Source organism: Pseudomonas sp. LBUM1643 (assembly GCF_059716215.1).
This window is the reverse complement of record NZ_CP166813.1, coordinates 4601826-4624723: the sequence shown is the minus strand read 5'-3', so window position 1 is coordinate 4624723 and position 22898 is coordinate 4601826. Positions and strand designations below refer to the sequence as shown.

General features: G+C 63.5%; 2 protein-coding genes. Both read left to right on the top strand.

Annotated features, from left to right (window positions below; translation table 11 throughout):
* Positions 1–110 precede the first annotated feature (110 nt).
* A complete protein-coding gene (locus ACA063_RS20740) occupies positions 111–11102 on the top strand; it encodes an amino acid adenylation domain-containing protein (protein WP_497663182.1) in 10992 nt (3663 codons plus the stop codon).
* Positions 11102–22867 (top strand): non-ribosomal peptide synthase/polyketide synthase, encoded by an 11766-nt coding sequence (locus ACA063_RS20735; protein ID WP_497663181.1) that lies wholly within the window; start codon positions 11102–11104, stop codon positions 22865–22867. Before ACA063_RS20740 ends, ACA063_RS20735 begins: the two co-directional genes overlap by 1 nt.
* Positions 22868–22898 lie beyond the last annotated feature (31 nt).

The window sequence follows — 22898 nt, the reverse complement described above, 5'->3', positions numbered from 1 at the left end:
TTCACCTCGTTTCTGATACTTGTTCTCATTCGCTAATTTTTCCGGTCTGCATTCGTTTTATAGGGACGACGTGCCTTTGTGCTTCCCGCCACTGATCCGGATACCCAGAAATGAACGCTGAAGACTCCTTGAAACTTGCTCGCCGGTTTATCGGGTTGCCCCTGGAAAAGCGCCAGATGTTCCTTGCGGCCTTGCACAAGGAGGGTGTTGATTTCGCCCGTTTCCCCATTCCTGCCGACGTCGATGCCGAGGATCGCCAGGCGGTGTCGTACGCCCAGCAACGCATGTGGTTTCTCTGGCAGCTCGACCCGCACAGCGGCGCCTACAACCTGCCGGGCGCGGTGCGTCTCACAGGCCAGTTAAACATTCAAGCGCTGGAACAGTCTTTCGCCAGCCTGGTGGCGCGTCACGAAACCCTGCGCACCGTGTTTCAGCACCAGGTCGACGACAGCTTGCTGCAAGTACCGACTGTTGCGCCGCTGGTGATCGAGCAAAAAAACTTCAGTCACCTGTCCGCCACGGAACGTGAAGCCGCCGTGGCACACGCCGCTGAACAGCAAGCGGTGCAGCCCTTCGATCTGGCAATCGGCCCCTTGCTGCGCGTCACCTTGCTCAAACTCGCCGAACAGGAACACGTCCTGCTGCTGACCCTGCACCACATCGTTTCCGACGGTTGGTCGATGAACGTCCTGATCGACGAATTCATCCGCTGCTACGACGCCTTCGAAGCCGGCGCGCAACCGCAACTCGCACCCTTGCCGGTCCAGTACAGCGACTACGCGTTGTGGCAGCGTCGCTGGCTGGAGGCGGGCGAGCAGGCGCGTCAACTCGAATACTGGCAGGCCCGACTGGGCGATGAACACCCGGTCCTGGAACTGCCGACCGATCACCCGCGCCCGGCAATGCCCAGCTATTGCGGCACCCGCTACGAATTCGCCATCGACGCACCCCTGGCCGAACAGCTGCGAGCCACCGCGCAGAAGCACAACATCACCCTGTTCATGCTGCTACTCGGTGCCTTCAACGCGCTGCTGCATCGCTACACCGGCCAGACCGACATCCGCGTCGGCGTGCCGATTGCCAACCGCAACCGCGCCGAAATCGAAGGCTTGATCGGCTTCTTCGTCAATACCCAGGTGTTGCGCACGCAGCTCGACGGCCAGACCCGGGTTGCCGACTTGCTGCTCACGATCAAGGAAACCGCCCTCGGTGCTCAGGCCCATCAGGACCTGCCGTTCGAGCGTCTCGTCGAAGCACTCAAACTGGAGCGCAGCCTCAGCCACACACCGCTGTTCCAGGTGATGTACAACCACCAGCCGCACGTCGCCGACATCTCCACCGTCAGCACCGCGTCCGGCCTGGCGCTGGGTGTGATCGAGTGGGAAGGGCGCACCACTCAGTTCGACCTGACCCTCGATACATTTGAGAAGGGAGGAAAACTGCACGCCGCACTGACCTACGCCAACGACCTGTTCGACCCCGAAACCATCACCCGCATGGCGCAGCACTGGACGCATCTGCTGCGCGGCATGGTCAGCGATTCACAGCAACGCATCAGCGATTTGCCGCTGCTGGAAAGCGCCGAATACCAGCGCATCGTGCATGACTGGAATCGTGTCGACGAACCCTTCGCCACAGACCGCTGCATCCACGAATTGATCAGCCAGCAGGCCGCCGCGACCCCGGATGCATTGGCGGTGACCTTCGGCACACAACAGCTGACGTATGCCGAGATCGACACTCAAGCCAATCGCCTGTCGCACAAACTGATCGAACTGGGCGTCGGCCCGGAAATCCGCGTCGGCGTGGCGATGCAGCGTACCGACCAGTTGCTGGTCGCCTTACTTGCCGTGCTCAAGGCCGGCGGTGCGTACGTGCCGCTCGACCCGGACTACCCGGCCGAACGCGTGGCCTACATGCTTGAAGACAGCCGCGCCCTGGTGTTGCTGACCGAGCAGACGGTTGCCGCGACACTGACCATCTGCGCCGACACGCAAGTGTTGCTGCTTGACCAGGGCGCCTCGACACTCGCGGCGTACCCCGCCAGCGCACCGCTCAGCCGTGCCACGGCGGACAACCTCGCCTACGTCATCTACACCTCCGGTTCCACCGGCAAACCCAAAGGCGTGGCCATCGCCCATCGCAACGTGCTGGCGCTGATCGACTGGTCGAAATCGGTTTACAGCCGCGAGGACATCCAGGGCGTCCTGGCCGCCACCTCAGTGTGCTTCGACCTGTCGGTGTGGGAGCTGTTTGTGACCCTGGCCAACGGCGGTTCGGTAATCATCGCCCGCAATGCCCTGGAATTGCCGCTGTTGCCGGCCCGGGATCAGGTGCGTCTGATCAACACCGTGCCTTCGGCGATCAACGCGTTGCAACGCGACGGGCAGATTCCGCCGAGCGTGCGCATCATCAACCTTGCCGGCGAACCGTTGAAGCAGAGTCTGGTGGACGCGCTGTACCAGCAATCGACCGTCGAGCACGTCTTTGATTTGTACGGGCCGTCGGAAGACACCACCTACTCGACCTGGACCCGTCGCGAGGCCGGTGGCCACGCCAGCATCGGCCGACCGCTCAAACACACCGCCAGCTATTTGCTGGACGCCGAACTGCAACCGGTGCCTCAAGGCGTAGCGGCCGAGCTATACTTGGCGGGCGCGGGCATTACTCGCGGTTATCTCGGCCAACCCGCGATGACCGCCGAAAAGTACGTGCCAAATCCCTTCGCCAGCCACGGCGAACGTCTGTACCGCACCGGCGACCTGACCCGTTATCAGGCCGATGGCGCGCTGCAGTACGTCGGACGCATCGACCATCAGGTCAAGGTTCGCGGCTTCCGCATCGAACTGGGGGAAATCGAAGCGCGGCTGTTGCAACAGGATGCCGTGCGCGAACTGGCGGTGCTGGCGCAGGACGGTGCCAACGGCCAGCAATTGGTGGCCTACATCGTGCCCACCCATGCCGACGTGTTGACCGGCGATATCGAGGCCCAATCGAACCTGCGTGAAGTCCTCAAAGCCGGACTGCGCCAGCACCTGCCGGACTATATGGTCCCGTCGTTCCTGCTGTTCCTCGACCACCTGCCACTGACCCCCAACGGCAAGCTCGACCGCAAGGCGCTGCCTGCGGTGGACGGCAGTCAGCAACAACGCGAACACGTCGCGCCACGCAGCGTGCTGGAAAAATCCCTCGCCGCCATTTGGCAGGACGTGCTGGCCATCGATAACGTCGGTCTCGAAGACAACTTCTTCGAACTGGGCGGCGATTCCATTGTGTCCATGCAAGTGGTCAGCCGGGCGCGTCAGGCGGGCATCCTGTTGAGCCCCAAGGACCTGTTCCAGCACCAGACCGTCCGCAGCCTCGCCCAGGCTGCCCGCAGCGGCGAGCATACCTACATCGATCAGGGACCGGCCAGTGGTGCCGTGGCGCTGGCGCCCGTGCAGCAATGGTTCTTCGAGCAAGCCATTCCCGAGCGTCAGCACTGGAACCAGTCGCTGCTGCTGGTTCCGCGCGAGGCGTTGAACGTCGATGCGCTCGCCCGCGCGCTGGAACACCTGCTGACCCATCACGACAGCTTGCGCCTGCGCTATCAACACACCGAAAACGGCTGGCAACAAGCCTACGCCGTACCGACCACCGAGTCGGTGCTGTGGCAGCGTCAGGCGCAGACGGCTGATGAGCTCAACGTCCTGTGCGACGAAGCCCAGCGCAGTCTCGATCTGCAACACGGTCCGCTGCTGCGTGCATTGCTGGTGAAGATGGCCGACGACTCTCAACGTTTGCTGCTGGTGATTCACCACCTGGCGGTGGACGGCGTGTCCTGGCGCGTGCTGCTGGAAGACCTCCAGCAGTTCTACAGCGGCGTCGCCTCTACGACGCCCAAAACCAGCAGCTATCAGCGCTGGGTTGCGCGCCTGCAGGACCATCTCCCGGTCTTTGAACAACGCCTGGAACACTGGCAGACCCATCTGGGTGCAGCGCCGGGCGAACTGCCTTGCGACCGTCCAGACGGCGCACTGGAAAATCGCTTCGAAGAAAAAATCGAACTCAAACTCGACACCGAACAGACCCGCAAGCTGCTGCAACAAGCTCCCGCGGCCTATCGCACTCAAGTCAACGACCTGCTGCTGACCGCTCTGGCCCGTGCTGTTTGCCGCTGGAGCGGGCAGGGCAGCACGTTGATTCAGCTCGAAGGCCATGGCCGCGAGGACCTGTTCGATGACATCGATCTGACCCGCACTGTCGGCTGGTTCACCAGCCTGTTCCCGGTCAATCTGAGCCCTTGCAATGACCTCGGCGCGTCAATCAAAACCATCAAGGAACAGCTGCGCGCCGTCCCCGACAAAGGCCTGAGTTATGGCGCGTTGCGCTACCTGGGCAACCCGGCGATTCGTGCCGGGCTGGCTGCGTTGCCGCAACCGCGTATCACCTTCAACTACCTGGGGCAGTTCGACCGTCAGTTCGACGACACCGCGCTGTTTGTGCCGTCCACCGAAGGCAATGGCGCCGCGCAGGATCCCGCGGCCCCACTGGGTAACTGGCTGACCGTCGAAGGCCAGGTGTACGGCGGCGAACTGGCCCTAAGCTGGGGCTTTAGCCGTGAGATGTTCGACACCGCGACCGTTCAGGCGCTGGTGGATACCTGCGCGCAAGAGCTCGCGGCCCTGATCGATCACTGCTGCACACTCGAAGGACAGCTAGCCACGCCGTCGGACTTTCCGTTGGCGCGCATCAGCCAGGCGCAACTCGACACATTGCCGGTCGCGACGCCGGAGGACCTCTATCCGCTGTCGCCGATGCAGCAGGGCATGCTCTTTCACACGTTGTATGAACCGCAAGTCGGCGCCTACATCAGCCAGTTGCGCCTGGACATTCAAGGCCTCGATCCACAGCGCTTCGCCGATGCCTGGCAAGCGGCACTGGAGCGCCACGACATTCTGCGCAGCAGCTTTCACTGGCAAGGCCTCGACACCGCCCATCAGGCGATCAGCCGCCAGGTGCCGTTGCCGCTCCAAGTGGTCGAGGCGACCGACTCCGATGCGCTGGCCGATGCCGAACGCAACCAGGGTTTCGCACTGAATACCGCGCCGTTGTTTCGATTGAAATTAATCAGCACCGGCGCTGACGCCTGGCACCTGATCTACACCAGCCACCACATCTTGATGGACGGCTGGAGCAACGCGCAGTTGCTCGCCGAAGTGATCCAGCACTACGCCGCCGGCCATTCACTCCCTGCGCCGACCGGGCAGTACCGCGATTACCTGGGCTGGTTGCAGCAGCAATCGGCCAGCGCCGGCGAGGCGTTCTGGACAGCCGCCCTGGCCCCCCTCGAAGCCCCTACGTTGCTGGCGGAAGCGTTGCGTTCACCGGTTGGAATGACTGGCAGCGAGGAACACCGCGTGGCTCTCGACCGCCGCGCCACCCTGCGTCTGGCCGAGTTTTCCCGTCAGCAAAAAGTCACGCTCAACACCGTGCTCCAGGCGGCGTGGAGCCTGTTGCTGCATCGTTATACCGGTCAGGACTGCGTGGCCTTCGGCGCCACGGTGGCCGGCCGATCGGCTCCCTTGCCGGGGATCGAAGAGCAGCTCGGGCTGTTTATCAACACGCTGCCGCTGGTGTGCGCCATCAAGCCGGATCAGACCGTCAGCCAATGGTTGACCACGTTGCAGGCATTGAACCTGGCCATGCGCGAGTTCGAGCATGTGCCGCTGTATGACATTCAAGGTTGGGCGGGGCAGCAGGGTTCGGCGCTGTTCGACAGCCTGCTGGTGTTTGAAAACTTCCCGGTGGCCGAAGCGCTGAAGCAAGGCGCGCCGGCCGGGCTGTCGTTCAGCAACCTGCACAATCACGAGCGCACGCATTACCCGCTGACCCTCGGTGTCGAGCTGGGTGAGGGCCTGACCCTGGAGTTCAGCTACGACACCGCACGCTTCAGTGCCGCGCAAATCACCGAACTGTCGGCCAATCTGCAGCACCTGCTGACGCAACTGGTGGCGTCGCCGGACGCAGCGTTAGGTGCGCTGGAATTGCTCGATAAAGATGGGAAAAAAACCGTGCTCACGGTCAGCCAATCCGCTGCCGTCGAGTTATCCACAACCTTGTTGGCACACGAACAGATCGCCGCTCAAGCCGACGCGACTCCACATGCGCTGGCGGTGCGGGTCGACGGTCAATCCTTGAGCTACGGCGAGCTGAACGCCCAGGCCAACGACCTGGCCCATCGACTGATCGCCAACGGCGCGGGTCCCGGCAAGCGTGTCGGTCTCGCCCTGCATCGCGGCCCGCAACTGATCGGCAGCCTGTTGGCCGTGCTCAAAACCGGCGCCGCCTACGTCCCGCTCGACCCGAAATACCCGGCGGAACGCCTGAGCTACATGATCCACGACAGCCGCCTCGACCTGCTGCTATGCGAATCCAATCTACTGGAAGACGTAAAAAACGTACCCCGTCTCACCCTCGAAAGCACCACCGATACAGCGCCTGCAGGAGCAACACTTGCTCGCGATAGCGTCACCCCGGCCGTCCAAGACCTCGCCTACATTATCTACACCTCCGGCTCCACCGGCCAACCCAAAGGCGTCGCCATCACCCACGGCGCGTTGCGCGAGTTCTGCCAAACCGCCGCAGACTATTCGAAGCTGTCGCCAGCAGACCGCGTGCTGCAGTTTGCCACCTGCAGTTTCGATGGCTTCGTCGAACAATGCTTCCCGGCCCTGTGCGTCGGCGCGGCGTTGATCATGCGCGGCGATGACCTGTGGGATGCCGGCCGACTCGCCGCCGAAATCGTCCAGCAAGGCGTCACCGTAGCGGACTTGCCCGCCGCCTATTGGCACTTGCTGGCCCGCGAATGCGCGAGCGGTGCGGTGCGCCATCTGGGCGATCTGCGCCAGGTTCACGTGGGCGGCGAGGCGATGTCGGTCGAGGGGCTGCGCCTGTGGCATCAGGCCGGTCTGAGTCATGTGCGGTTGCTCAACACCTACGGTCCGACCGAGGCGACGGTGGTGTCCAGCATTCACGAATGTCATCTGGAGGATGCCAGCGATGCGTTTGGCATTCCCATCGGTCGCGCCATCGCCGGGCGTGCGCTCTACGTGCTGGACGCGGTGGGTCAATTGCTGCCTCGTGGTGGTGTCGGCGAATTGTGCATCGGTGCTCAGACCTGCCTCGCTCAAAGTTACTTCGATCGTCCGGCACTGACTGCCGAGCGCTTCCTGCCGGACCCGTTCGCCCCTGAACCGGGCGCTCGCCTGTACCGCAGCGGCGACCTGGCGCGGTACAACGCCGAGGGCCATCTGGAATACGTCGGACGCATCGACCACCAAGTGAAGATTCGTGGGTTTCGCATCGAAATGGGCGAGATCGAGGCCTGTCTGCAAGCGCGGGATGACGTGCGCGACGCGGCGGTGATCGCACAGGACGGTACGCAGCTGGTGGCCTATGTCGTGGCGAGTGGCGCAGTCGCTTCCGAGTCCGAGTATCTGCACAGTCTCAAAGCTGCACTGCGCCAGTCGCTGCCGGAGTACATGGTGCCCAATCACTTCATCCTCCTGGCCCGGCTGCCCCTCAACAACAACGGCAAACTCGACCGCAAAACCCTGCCGCGGGTTGACGGCGACATTGCTCAACGCGCTTTCGTGGCGCCGCTCCCTGGACTTGAAACCCGGCTGGCAGAGATCTGGAAAGCCGTGCTGCAGGTTGAACAGGTGGGCCGCGATGACAATTTCTTCGAACTGGGCGGGCACTCGTTGCTGGTGCTTCAGGTGATCTCCCGGGTGCGTCAGCAATTGCAGCTCGAGCTGTCCGTCAGCAGCCTGTTCTCGGCTGCAAACCTGGCGGAATTTGCCGAGCGAGCGGCGCTGGCGAATATCGACAGTCAACCGGTCCTGCAACCCTTGGCGCTCGATCAGCCATCGATCCTGTCTTACGCCCAGCAGCGTCAATGGATCCTCTGGCAACTGGACCCGCACAGCGCGGCCTACAACATCCCGGCAGCATTGCGCCTCAAGGGGGCGTTGAACCTTCCGGCTTTGCACAACGCTTTCGAACAACTTCAGGCCCGTCACCACACCCTGCGCACCACCTTTGAACAGGACGGCCAACAGGCGCGTCCGGTGCTGCATGAAAACCTGGCGCTGCAATGGGTCGAACGCACACTGGATCAAGCGTCGGTTGAGCGCGCCGTGGCCGAAGAAATTGCCCAGCCGTTCGACCTGCGCACCGGGCCGCTGTGGCGTGTGTTGCTGCTGCAGGTGAAGACGGACGAACACGTTCTGGTCCTCACCGTGCACCACATCGCCGCCGATGGCTGGTCGATGCAGGTGATGGTCGACGAGTTCAGCGCGTTGTATCAGGCCGCTGTCGACGGTCAATCCGCCGACCTCGCCAGCCTGCCGGTGAGCTACAGCGATTACGCCCATTGGCAGCGACAGTGGCTGGAGGCGGGTGAGGGCGCTCGTCAGCTGGACTGGTGGAGCGAACAACTGGCGGGCACCCAGGCACCGCTTGAACTGCCCAGCGAATTAACCCGCCCAGCCCGTCGCAGCGAGCGCGGCGCCAGCCTGGCACTCAACGTTGATCGCGAGTTGCTCGCCGGTCTGCGCCAGCGTGCACAGACGCAACAGGTGACGCTGTTCATGCTGTTGCTGGCGAGTTTCCAGGCCTTGCTGCATCGCCAGAGCGGGCAGTCGAACATCAGTGTCGGCGTACCGAGTGCCGGTCGTTCACGCCTGGAAACCGAAGGCCTGATCGGCTTCTTCATCAACACCCAGGTGCTGCGCGCCGAGATCGACGGGCAACTGCCTTTCAGTGCCTTGCTGCAACAGGTCAAGCACACCGCATTGGATGCGCAGGCGCATCAGGACGTGCCGTTCGAACAATTGGTCGACGCCTTGCAACCTGACCGCACGCTTAATCACAGCCCGTTGTTCCAGGTGCTCTACAACCATCAGCAGCAACTGGGCGCGAGCGTCGAGCGCAGCCTTGGCGGCCTGCAAGTCGAGCGTCTGCACTGGCAGCAACACACCACGCAATTCGACCTGGTGCTCGACACCCAGGAGCAGGGCGACACCCTGGATGCCAGCCTGACTTACGCCACGGACCTGTACGACGAAGCGTCCATGCAGCGCCTCGCCGGGCAGTGGCTGAACCTGTTACGCGCCGTTGTCGAGGACCCGCAGCAGCGAGTGGCCGATTTGCCGATCCTCGATCAGCCGCAACGCGATGCCCTGGTCCAGCACTGGAACCCGACCTTCCAGGCACAACGGCAGTCGCCGACGTTGCATCAGTTGTTTGAAACCCAGGCGGCCCTGCGGCCCGACGCTATCGCATTGGTCTACGAAGGTGAGCACCGGACCTACGCCGCGCTCAATGCCCAGGCCAACCAACTGGCGCGCAAACTGCGCGAACAGGGCGTCGGCCCGGAAGTGCGGGTCGGCATCGCGACTGAGCGGGCCATGCCGCTGGTGGTCGGGCTGCTGGCGATCCTCAAGGCCGGCGGCGCCTATGTACCACTCGATCCGCAATACCCGGCCGAGCGCCTGAGCTACATGATCGAAGACAGCGGCATCACGTTGCTGTTGACCCAACAGCACCTGATCGATGGCTTGCCCTCGCGCGACGGTGTGCAGGTGCTGAGCCTGGAATCGCTGCAACTGGATGCCTACAACGCTGACAACCTGCCCGCGCTGACGACCCCGGAAAACCTCGCCTACGTCATCTACACCTCCGGCTCCACCGGTCGACCCAAAGGCGCCTTGCTCAGCCATGGCAACGTCGGGCGACTGCTGAGCGCCACCGCGAATGAGTTCAACTTCGGCCCGCATGACGTCTGGACGCTGTTCCATTCCTACGCGTTCGATTTCTCGGTGTGGGAGCTATTTGGTTCGCTGTGCACCGGTGGCCGTCTGGTGATCGTGCCGTACTACATCAGCCGCGAGCCGCAGGCATTCCACCGCCTGCTCTGTGACGAAGGCGTGACGGTGTTGAACCAGACACCCACCGCATTCCGACAACTGTTGCCGATTGCCTGCGCCAGCGAACGTAATCTGGCGCTGCGTCAGGTGATTTTCGGCGGTGAAGCCCTCGAAGTCGCGAGCCTGCGTCCATGGTTCGAACGCTTCGGCGACCAGCAGCCCACCCTGGTCAACATGTACGGCATCACCGAAACCACGGTGCACGTGACTTACCGCGCCATCCGCCTGGCCGACCTCGACGGCAAAGCCCAGAGCCCCATCGGCCTGCCGATTCGCGACCTGCGCTGGTACTTGCTCGACAGCCAGTTGCAACCGGTACCGGTCGGTGTGGCGGGCGAGTTGTACATCGCCGGTGCGGGGTTGGCGCGGGGTTATCACGGCCGTTTCGACCTGACCGCCGAGCGATTCGTGCCGAGCCCGTTCGAGGCGGCGCAGCGTCTTTATCGCAGCGGCGACCTGGCCCGTCAGCGTGCCGACGGCAGCATCGATTACCTGGGTCGTATCGACCAGCAAGTGAAGATTCGCGGATTCCGCATCGAACTCGGCGAAATCGAAGCCGCGCTGCTGGCCCAACCGAATGTGCGTCAGGCGGTACTGAGCGTTCACCCGAGCGACGGCGGGCCGCAGCTCTGCGCCTACATCGTGGCCAAGCAGACGCCCCACGATCCGATTGCCTGGCGTGACCACCTGCGCGCCGCGCTCAAGGTCGATCTGCCGGAGTACATGGTGCCGAGCCACTGGCTGCTGCTCGATGCCTTGCCGCTGACCGGCAACGGCAAGCTCGACCGCAAGGCCTTGCCCGTGCCGGACGCGCATGACTGGCAACGACCGTTCGAAGCTCCAGAAGACGATCTTGAACGGCAACTCGCCGGCATCTGGGCCAGCGTGCTCGGTGTGGCGCAGATTGGCCGTCGCGACAACTTCTTCGAATTGGGCGGGCATTCGCTGCTCGCCGCCCAGGCCAGTGCCCGCGTGGAGCTGGAACTGGGCATCGAGCTGCCGCTGCGTGCGCTGTTCGAATCCACCGACCTTCAGGCTTATGCCGCCATGGCCGGGCAACACGCCCCGACTGACAACGATGCACGTCTGAATGCGCTTGAGTCGCTTCTCGACGAGATGGAGATCAACTGATGGAACACACCACTGCCCAGCGTATCGCCAGCCGTTTCGCCGGCCTGCCTGCCGACAAGCGCCGCGAGTTTCTGACACGCATGCAAGAGCAGGGCGTGAGCTTCGGTCAGCTGCCGATTCCGCCAGCCGCCGAGCTGCAGGAAAGCTTCGAACTGTCCTATGCCCAGCAACGCCAATGGTTCCTCTGGCAGCTTGATCCACAGGGTTCGACCTACAACATTCCCGCGGCGTTGCGCTTGCACGGGCCGCTGAATGTTGAAGCGTTGCAGCAGAGTTTCGACGTGCTGCTGGAGCGGCATCAGAGCCTGCGCAGCCGCTTCGTCGAGGACGACGGGCAGGTCATGCAGACGCTGGCCGAATTCACCTCGCTGCCCATCGAAATGATCGACTTGCGCCGTGAACCCGAGGATCAACGCCTCGCCAGCGCCATGAAACGCGTCGAGCAGGACATCGCCCGGCCGTTCGATCTGCAGCAGGGTCCACTGCTGCGAGTCAGCCTGTTGCAACTCGATGACCAGGACCATGTGCTGTTGCTGACCCTGCACCACATCGTCACGGATGGCTGGTCGATGGGCGTGCTGATCGAAGAGTTTTCCCGGCTCTACGCCGCCCATTGCCAAGGGCAGAGCGCTGCCTTGGACGCATTGCCGATCCAGTATTCGGACTACGCCCTGTGGCAACGCCGCTGGATGGAAGCCGGCGAGCTGGACCGACAGCTCAACTGGTGGCGTGACACCCTGGGCAGTGAACAACCGCTGCTCGAATTGCCCACCGACCGTGCGCGCCCGGCACAACCGAGCCAGCGCGGTGCGCGTCTGGATTTTGCCCTCGATGCAAACCTGGCCAGAGGGCTGATGGCCTTGGCCAAACAGCGCGGCGTCACACCGTTCATGCTGTTGCTCGCGAGTTTTCAGGCACTGCTCTATCGCTACAGCGGCCAGTCCGATCTGCGCATCGGCGTGCCGATTGCGAACCGTCATCGTGCGGAAACCCGTGGCTTGATCGGCTTCTTCGTCAACACCCAGGTGATGCGCGCCGAACTGGACGGGCGTCTGCCGTTCAGTCAGTTGCTCGACCAGACCCGCGCCGCATCGCTGGATGCCCAGGACTATCAGGACGTGCCGTTCGAACGTCTTGTCCAGGCGCTGCAAGGGGAGCGCAGCCACAGTCACAGCCCGCTGTTCCAGGTGATGTTCAACCATCAGCAGGCGAAGCCGGCGGCCGTCAGTGGCCTGCTCGCCGGGTTGCGAGTCGAGGCGCTGAACGCGACGGCGCACACCACACAGTTCGACCTGCAACTGGACACACAGGAGGAGGGCGACCAGCTGTTTGCCAGCCTGACCTACGCCACTGATTTGTTCGACGCCGAGCGCATCGAACATCTGGCGCGGCATTGGAAAAACCTGCTGGCCGGCCTGCTCGCAAACCCGCAATGCCCGCTCGCGGAGCTGCCCTTGCTGGAAGACGACGAGCGTCGGCGCATGCTCGACGACCTCAACGACACCGCCAGAAGCTACCCAGGCGAAGTCTGTGTACAGCGTCATTTCGAAGAGCGCGTGGCTGAAGACGGTGATGCGACGGCGTTGGTGTTCCAGGGGCAACAACTGACCTACGCCGAGCTGAACCTGCGTGCCAATCGTCTGGCTCATCACTTGCGCGCCCAGGGCGTCGGCCCGGAAGTGCTGGTGGGGATCGCTTGCGACCGCTCGTTCGAAATGGTTGTCGGCCTGCTGGCGATTCTCAAGGCTGGCGGCGCTTACGTGCCGCTCGACCCGGAATACCCGCTGGATCGCCTGAGCTACATGATCGACGACAGTGGCATTTCGCTGCTGCTGATCCAGGCGCATCTGCTGGAAAAATTGCCGACCCCGGACACCGTGCGCACCTTGTGCCTGCAGGCCGAGGCCGATTGGCTGAGCGATCTGCCGGGCACCGACCTGAGCAACCTCACTGTCGCCGAAAACCTCGCCTACGTGATTTACACCTCCGGTTCCACTGGCAAGCCCAAAGGCGCGGGCAACCGTCATGTGGCCCTGCACAACCGTCTGGAGTGGATGCAGGAAGCCTACAACCTGTTGCCAACGGACCGCGTGCTGCAAAAAACGCCGTTCAGTTTCGACGTGTCGGTGTGGGAGTTTTTCTGGCCGTTGATGAAGGGCGCTACTCTGGTCCTCGCCGCACCTGGCGAACATCGTGATCCGCAACGCCTGGCGGCGCTGATTGTCGAGCAGGCGATCACCACGGTGCACTTCGTGCCCTCGATGCTCTCGGCCTTTATCGCTGCCGACGAGGCACTGGCCTGCACTTCGCTGACACGGATCATTTGCAGCGGTGAAGCGCTGCCGATGGAATTGACACGTCAGACTTTGCGCGCTCTGCCGCACACCCATCTTTACAACCTGTATGGCCCGACCGAAGCGGCCATCGATGTCACCCACTGGACGTGCGTGGAAGAAGGCCGCGACAGCGTGCCGATCGGCCGTCCGATTGCCAACCTGCGCACCTGCATCCTCGACAGTGAACTGCAACCTTTGCCGCTGGGCGCGGTGGGCGAGTTGTACCTGGGCGGCGTCGGCCTGGCGCGCGGGTACCACCGCCGTGGCGCGCTGACCGCCGAGCGATTCGTGGTCGACCCGTTCGGCAGTGGCGAGCGCCTGTATCGCACCGGCGACCTGGCGCGTTATCGCGCTGATGGCGCCATGGAATACTGCGGCCGTATCGACCATCAAGTGAAGATTCGCGGTTTACGTATAGAGCTGGGGGAAATCGAAGCGCGCCTGCAGGAACACGCCGACGTGCAGGAAGCCGTGGTCCTGGCGCTCGACGGCCCGAGCGGTAAGCAGTTGGTCGCTTACATCGTGCCGCAAGATCGCGCACGGCTCAGCGCAGACACCGAGCAGCAAGGCGCCTGGCGTGAAAACCTGAAAAGCCATCTGCTCGCCAGCCTGCCGGATTACATGGTGCCGGCGCAGACCGTGCTGATCGAACAGATGCCCCTGAGCCCCAACGGCAAACTCGACCGCAAACGCCTGCCTGCGCCGACCGCACAAATCAGTCAGCGTGTCTTCGAGGCGCCGCGCAGCGAGCACGAGCAGGTGCTGGCGCAGATCTGGCAGGACGTCCTGGGCGTCGAGCAGGTCGGGCGTCAGGACAATTTCTTTGAACTGGGCGGTGACTCGATCATTTCGATCCAGGTGGTCAGCCGCGCCCGTCGTGCCGGCCTGAGCCTGCAACCGCGCGACCTGTTCCAGCAGCAAACCCTGCAAGCGCTGGCCGCCGTGGTCAAAGAGCAGGCTGCTCCACTGGCGCACCAAGGACCGGTGGACGGGGTGCAAACGCTCACACCGATTCAACGCTGGTTCTTCGACGAACCGATCCCGCAGCGCGCGCACTGGAACCAGGCCGTGTTGCTGACGCCCCGCGAAACCCTCGAATTGCCCCGCCTGCAAGCGGCGTTGCAACGGGTTCTGAAACAGCACGACGCCCTGCGTTTGCGCTTCAGTCAGGTCGATGGCCAATGGTCGGCGCGCTACGTCGGAGCCGACAGCGCCGATGTCATCGACATGCTCTGGACGGCACGCGTGGCCAATGATGCCTCGCTGGAATCCGTGTGCGACGAAGCCCAGCGCAGCCTCAGTCTGCAGGACGGGCCGTTGTTGCGAGTCGCGCTGATTGCTCAGGCCGATGGCTCGCAACGATTATTGTTGGTGGTTCACCATTTGGCGGTGGACGGCGTTTCGTGGCGCGTGTTGCTTGAAGAATTGCAGGCGGCTTACCAGGGCCAGGACCTGCCACCGAAGACCAGCTCGTTCCAGACCTGGGCGGACAAACTTGAGGCGTATGCACAGTCCGACGTTGCCACCCGTGAACTGGGCTGGTGGCAAGGGCAACTGGCGGATGCAAGCGACTCGCTGCCGGCCGCCAACCCTCAGGCCAGCCAGGCCGGGTATCTGCGGCAAGGAGTCAGCATTGGCCTGGACCGTGAACAGACCCGCCAGTTGCTGCAACAGGCGCCAGCGATCTACCGCACTCAGGTCAACGACCTGTTGCTCACCGCACTGGCCCGAACCCTCAGCCGCTGGACCGGCCACGGCTCGGCATTGATTCAACTGGAAGGCCATGGCCGCGAAGAACTGTTCGACGACATCGACCTGACCCGCACCGTCGGCTGGTTCTCCAGCCTGTTCCCGGTGCGCCTGACACCCACCACTGACCTTGCAGGTTCGATCAAGGCCATCAAGCAGCAGCTGCGTGAAATCCCCGGCAAAGGCATGGGCTTCGGGCTGCTTCGCTATATGGGCGATGCCGAGTCCCAGACCGCACTGGCCGCGCTGCCGCAAGCTCGGGTCACCTTCAACTACCTCGGTCAGTTCGATCAGAGCTTCGCCGAGGACGCACTCTTCACCCCGGCCCGGGAATCCAGCGGTGCCGCGCAATCGGTGCAGGCGCCGTTGCCGAACTGGCTGTCGGTGGACGGCCAGGTGTATGGCGGTGAACTCAAGCTCGACTGGACCTTCAGCCGTGACTGCTTCTCCCTGAGTGAAATCGAAGCGCTGGCCGCCGATTACCAGCGCGAGTTGCTGGCGCTGATCGCGCACTGCCTGAGCGATGGTGCGGGCGGCGTGACTCCGGCGGACTTCCCGTTGACGCGCCTGACCCAGGCCCAACTCGATGAACTGCCGGTGCCGCCCGCGCAGATCGAGGACCTGTACCCGCTGTCGCCGATGCAAGCCGGCCTGTTGTTCCACAGCCTGTACGAAAGCGACTCCGGCGCCTACGTCAATCAGCTCAGCGTCGAAGCCCGTGGCCTCGATGTCGAACGGCTGGGGCGCGCGTGGCAAGCGGTGCTCGACACCCATCCGATCCTGCGCAGCAGCTTCCATTTCCCCGACGGTTTCGAAGCGCCGGTGCAATTGGTCCATCGTCATCTGCAATTGCCGCTGACCTGCCTCGACTGGCGCACCCGCAACGATCAGTCCGAAGCGCTGGCGCTGTTGATCGACAGTGAACGCCTGCAACTGGATTCGACTCGCGCTCCCTTGATGCGCCTGACCCTGGTACGCCTGGACGACGAGCGCCAACAACTGATCTACACCCATCATCACCTGTTGCTCGATGGCTGGAGCAACTCGCTGCTGTTGAGCGAAGTCCTGCAGCGTTATGCCGGACAGGACGTGCAGGCCCCCACAGGGCGTTTCGCCGAATACATCGGTTGGCTGCAACGTCAGGATGCCCAGGCCGACGAGCTGTTCTGGCGCGAGCAACTGGCGAGCCTCGACAACCCGACCTTGCTGGCACAGAGCCTCGCGCCGGTCGGTCCCAAGCGTGTGTCGACTGTCGAGTTCGCCGACCATCGCCAGACCTTCGACGTGGCCACCAGCAAACGCTTCGGCGAGTTTGCCCGTCAGCAAAAAGTCACCCTCAACACCTTGGTGCAAGGTGCCTGGGCACTGCTGCTGCAACGCTACAGCGGCCAGCGCAGCGTGGCGTTCGGTGCCACGGTGGCGGGGCGTCCGGTCGATTTGCCGGGTGCCGAAACCCAGCTCGGCCTGTTCATCAACACCTTGCCGGTGATCAGCAGTCCGGACGCGGTGGAAAGCGTCGCGCAATGGCTGACCCGTTTGCAGGCCCAGAACCTGGAACTGCGCGAACACGAGTTCACCGCGCTGGGCGATATTCAGCGCTGGGCCGGGCGTGCCGGTGAGCCGCTGTTCGACAGCCTGCTGGTGTTCGAAAACTTCCCGGTGGCCGAAGCGTTGCAACAGGGCGCGCCGGCCGGTTTGAGCTTCTCGATCCCGCAGAACCATGAACGCACCAACTTCCCGCTGACCCTGGCGGCGACCGCCGAAAGCCAGCTCAGCCTGAACTGGAGCTACCAGTGCAGCCACTTCAGCCGCGACGCGATTGCGCGCATGAGCGAGCATCTGGCCGCGCTGCTGGCGGCCATGGTGGCCAAGCCACAGGCAGCGTTGAGCGAACTGGACCTGCTGACCGCGCCTGAGCGGGCGCAGCAGTTGCTCGAGTGGAACCCGGCGTTCACCGTCGCGGAACATCCGCTCTGCGTGCATCAGTTGATCGAAGCCCAGGCCGTCGCTCGCCCCGATGCCACGGCACTGATCTTCAATGATCTGGAATTGACCTTCGAGCAGCTTAACCGCCGCGCCAACCAGTTGGCCCATCGCCTGCGCGACCTGGGCATTGGCCCGGAAGTGCGGGTCGGCCTGGCGATGCAACGCTCGCCGGAGATGATCATCGGCCTGCTGGCGATCCTCAAGGCCGGCGGCGCCTACGTGCCTTTGGACCCGGCATACCCCGCCGAACGCCTGCGCTATTTGATGGAGGACAGCGGTATTTCGCTGCTGATCAGCCAATCGTGGCTGCGGGAAAAACTACCGTTGCCAGAAAATCTGTCGGTGCTGGAAATCGACCGCGAGCCGCTGGACCTGATGGCGGACTCCAACCCGGTCAACCTCACTTGCGGCGAAAACCTGGCCTACCTGATCTACACCTCGGGCTCCACCGGCCGGCCAAAAGGCGTCAGCGTGGCGCACGGTCCGCTGGCCATGCATTGCCTGTCGATCGGCGAGCTGTACGGCATGACCCCGGACGATCGTGAGCTGCAATTCGCCTCGATCAGCTTCGACGGCGCCCACGAGCGCTGGTTGACGCCGCTGGTGTTCGGGTCGGCAGTGATGCCCCGCGATGACGAGTTGTGGAGCGTGGAGCGCACCTGCGCCGAGATCGAAAAACACGGCATCACCATCGCCTGTTTCACCCCGACCTACCTGTCGCAGATCGCCGACTTCATGGGCGTAGCGGGGCGCGATCTGCCGATCCGTTCCTACACGCCGTGCGGTGAAGGCATGGCCAAGCACGCGTTCGATGAGGTGCAGCAAGTCCTGCAACCCAAGCGCCTGATCAACGGCTACGGCCCGACCGAAACGGTGATCACGCCGCTGATCTGGCTGGCGTATCCCGACACCGAATTCGACTCGGCTTTCATGCCGATCGGTCGCCCGGTCGGCAACCGCAGCGCCTACATTCTGGACGGTGGTTTGCAGCCGTTGCCGGTGGGCGTCGCGGGCGAGTTGTACCTGGGCGGGGAGGGCGTGGCGCGTGGTTACCATCAACGTCCGGACCTGACCGCTGAACGTTTCGTGCCGGACCCATTTGTGCCGGGCGCGCGTTTGTACCGCAGTGGTGACCTCGCGCGGTTCCGTGCCGATGGCGTCGTCGAGTACCTTGGGCGCATCGACCAGCAAGTGAAAATTCGCGGGTTCCGTATCGAGCTCGGCGAAATCGAAGCCTGCCTGCTGGAACACGAAGGCGTGCGCGAAGCGTTCGTGATCGACCGCGACGGCCCCGTGAGTCGCCAGCTGGTCGGCTATGTGGTGCCGCGTGACCCCCTCGCCGACGAGCAGGATTTGCGTGAAGCGCTGACCGTACATTTGCGCAGTCGCCTGCCGGCGCACATGCTGCCCGCGCACGTGATGTGCCTGGCTGCCTTGCCGCTGACACCCAACGGCAAACTCGATCGCCAAGGCCTGCCCGCGCCTGAAGCATCGCGCCAGAACCTCGAGCACGTGGCCGCGGCGTCACCGGCCGAAGCGATGCTGGTGACGATCTGGCAAGAACTGCTGGGGCTGGATGCGGTGGGCGTCACCGAGAACTTCTTCGAACTCGGTGGCGACTCGATCATCTCGCTGCAAGCCGTGAGTCGTGCCGGGCAGCGCGGTCTGATGTTCAGTCCCAAGCAACTGTTCGAACAGCAGACCATTCGTGCGCTCGCTGCGGTGGCAACCCGCCGTGAAGCCGCGTTGGTTGAAGCGCCGAAAGTCGAAGCTTTCTCACTGGTGCCGCACATCGATATCGCCGCTCGGGAAGGTCTGCAGGATCTGTATCCGCTGTCGCCGATGCAGCAAGGCATGCTGTTCCACTGCCTCGATTCGCCGGAACTGAATCCCTACGTCAACCAGTTGAGCGTGGCCGTGGATGGCTTGCAGGTACCGCGATTCCGTGCGGCATGGCAGGCATTGGTCGAGCGTCATGAAGTGCTGCGCGCGGCGTTCCGCTGGCGCGATGGCCTGGCGGATCCACTGCAAGCGGTGTTCGCGGACGTCGAGTTGCCCATCGAAGAACTCGACTGGCGCACGCGTTCCGACACCGAGCAGGCGTTGAGCGAACTGGCAGCTGCGGAACAGGCCAAAGGTTTCGACCTGAGCTGCCCGCCGTTGATGCGATTTATCCTGGTGCGCCTGGGTGACGAGCGTTACCAGATGATCTGGATCTACCATCACTTGCTGCTGGACGGCTGGAGTGCTTCGCGGCTGCTGGGCGACATGTTGCGCCTGTACCACCACGACAGCCTGCCGGCCCTGACCGGTCGTTACGCCGACTACATCGCCTGGCTGCAACGCCAGGACGGTGCGCAGGCGGAAGGCTTCTGGCGTGAGCGTCTTGGGCTGCTTGAAGCGCCGACTATTCTGGCCAAGGCGTCGGGCGCCGCAGGGACCGGGCATGGCGTGATGTACAGCAACCTCGACGCCGAAGCGACGCGCAAGCTGCACACCTTCGCCAAGCGTCAGCGCGTGACGTTGAACACCCTGGTGCAAGGCGCCTGGCTGTTGCTGTTGCAACGCCACAGTGGCCAACGCAGCGTGGCGTTCGGCGCTACGGTGGCGGGGCGTCCGACCGGTCTCGCCGGTGCCCAGGACATGCTCGGCCTGTTCATCAACACCTTGCCGGTGATCCAGACCCTCGACCCGCAACAGCCGTTGGGCGAGTGGTTGCGCGCCTTGCAGGATTACAACCTGATGGTGCGCGACTACGAGCACACGCCGTTGTCGGACATTCAGCGCTGGGCCGGGCAGGGTGGGCAAGGTCTGTTCGACAGCATCATCGTGTTTGAAAACCATCCGGTGGACCGGGCTTTGCGCGGCGGCGAGGAAGGTGAGTTGCGCTTTGCCGAAGTCGGCAGTGGCGGGGTCACCAACTTCCCGATGGACTTGATGGTCAGCGCCAACGAGGAAGGCCTGGAAGTCGAATACCTGTACCTGCGCGATCGCTTCAGTGACGTGGAAGTGCAGCGTATTCGTGCGCAACTGGAAGGGTTGCTGCGGGCGTTGCCTGAAGATGCAGCCTGCCTGCTTGGCAACATTGGTTTGCCCCAGGCGTTGATCAGCCTGCCACACACGTCGGACAACCAGGCTGACCTGCTGTACGGGTTCAATCAGCATGTTCAGCAGCAACCGCAAAAAGTCGCCCTGTTCTGCGAAGAGCGTGAAGTCAGTTACGCCGACCTTGACGCTCAAGCCAATGGGCTGGCGCAGCACCTGATCGATCTCGGGATGGGGCCGGAGCACTTGGTGGCCGTGGCGTTGCCGCGCTCCGAGCGCACCCTCGTTGCATTCCTGGCAGTGCTTAAAGCCGGGGCCGCCTACTTGCCGTTGGACCTGGCGTACCCGGCCGAACGACTGGCCTACATGCTCAATGATTCGGCGGCGAGCCTGTTGTTGTGCGACAGCGACCTGGGTGAACGCTTGCCGCTGGCGGACGCCACGCCACGTCTGTTGCTTGATCAATTGAGCATTGCCAGCAACGTTGATTGCCCGCCGTCGACTCCGCTGGCGGGGCACCTGGCATACCTGATCTACACCTCCGGTTCCACTGGCCAACCGAAAGGCGTAGCCGTGGCGCGCGGTCCGATCGCGCGGCATTGCCGGGGCATCATCGACCTCTATGAACTGGCCCCGCGCAGTCGTGAACTGCACTTCATGTCGTTCGCTTTCGACGGTGCGCAGGAGCGATGGCTGAGTGTGCTGTTGGCCGGTGGCAGTCTGGTGATCCGCGACGACAGCTTGTGGACCCCGGAGCAGACCCTGGAAGTGCTGCACCGTCACGGCGTCACCGTGGCCTGCTTCCCGCCGGCCTACCTGCAACAGATGGCTGAAGTCGCCGAACGTCTCGGCAATCCACCGGCGGTCGAGGTGTATTGCTTTGGTGGAGATGCGGTGCCGCAAGCGAGTTTCGAGCAGGTCAAACGCGCCTTGCGTCCGCAACGTCTGGTCAACGGTTATGGCCCGACCGAAACCGTGGTCACGCCATTGCTGTGGCGTGCCGAGGCCAGCGAGACCTGCGATGCCGCCTATGCGCCGATCGGGCGTGGTGTGGCCGGGCGTGGTCTGTACGTGCTGGATGCCGACCTCAACCCTTTGCCGGTCGGCGTCAGCGGTGAGCTGTACCTGGGCGGTGAATGCCTGGCGCGGGGTTATCACCTGCGCCCTGGCATGAGCGCCGAACGGTTCATTCCCGACCCGTTCGAGGCCGGTGGCCGCATGTACCGCACCGGCGACCTGGTGCGCCAGCGCGAGTGCGGGCTGATCGATTATCTGGGACGCCTGGACCAGCAGGTGAAGATCCGTGGTTTCCGCATCGAACTGGGGGAAATCGAAGCGCGTCTGCGTGAGTGCGCCGGTGTGCAGGATGCCGCCGTGGTGGTGCACGACGCGCCGACCGGCAAGCAGCTGGTGGGTTACGTGGTGGCGGGCGGGGCGGTCGGGCTGGATCGACGCCTGAAAGCTGAACTGCAAGCGCAACTGCCGGACTACATGGTGCCGGCGCGCATCCTGGTGCTGGAACGCTTCGCGCTGTCGGCCAACGGCAAACTTGATCGTCGCGCCTTGCCGGTGCCTGAATGGGCGCTCGGCGGCTATCGCGCGCCGCGTAACCCATTGGAAATGGCGTTGACCGCGATCTGGCAAGACGTGCTCGGTGTGCCGCAGGTGGGCATCGACGACAACTTCTTCGAGCTGGGCGGCGATTCGTTGCAGGTGCTCAAAGTCATCTCTCGGGTGCGCAGTCAGCCGCAATTGGGCTTCGAATTGAAACTGCGGGATTTGATGCAGAAACCCTGCATCGCTGAACTCAGTGGTTACCAGGCAGCCGAGCCCGTGACGTCCGCGCCGGACCCGTTGCTGGCGTTAAACGCGCGGATCCCCAACGTGCCGGCGCTGTTCTGCCTGCATGCCGGTTTCGGCACGGTGTTCGACTACGAACCACTGGCGCGGCGTCTGGAAGGACGGCGCACGGTGTATGGCCTGCAATGCCGCATGTTGCTCGATCCGAACTGGCAGGACGATTCCCTGCTGGCCATGGCTCAGGCCTATGCGCAACGCATTCGTGCTCAGCAGGCCAAGGGGCCGTATTACTTGCTGGGCTGGTCGCTGGGTGGTGCGCTGACGCAACTGGTCGCCCGGGAGCTGGAATCTCAAGGTGAAGAGATTGCGTTCGCCGGACTGGTCGACAGCTACGTCGCCGGGACTGCCGAAGCGGGTGACTGGCGCGAGGACCTGGGGGACTTCCTCAGGTTCGTGCTGGGGTTGCCGGCTGAAGAGGCTCAGGCGTTGATCGTGTTGAAGGCCAGCGATTTGAACGAGCGCGAGGGCGCCACGGCTGTGATCGAAGCCGCCTTGCACGGCTCCAACGAACAAGCTGCGCTGGGTGCGGGGGAGCTCACGCAGATCTTCGTCACTGGCTCACGGCTCAAGCAACTGGCACTCGCCCATCGGCAACTGCCGGCGATCAACGCCGCGACGCATCGCTGGTGGGTGGCTGAGCGTGACGATGAACGTCGGGTGTTCGAAGCCCAGGTCGGCATTCATGGCGTTGATCGTCTGTTGGCCGGTGGGCACTACGAACTGCTGCGCAGTGATGAACTGCTTAATGAGCTGGAAGACTTGTTGGATCAACGCATGGCTGTCGCTTAAACGGAAACACCAAGGCCTCTAGGTCTACACC

Excerpts from the sequence above, each read along its gene's own strand:
- ACA063_RS20740 (WP_497663182.1), top strand. The coding sequence starts at position 111 with ATGAACGCTGAAGACTCCTTGAAACTTGCTCGCCGGTTTATCGGGTTG.
- ACA063_RS20735 (WP_497663181.1), top strand. The coding sequence starts at position 11,102 with ATGGAACACACCACTGCCCAGCGTATCGCCAGCCGTTTCGCCGGCCTG.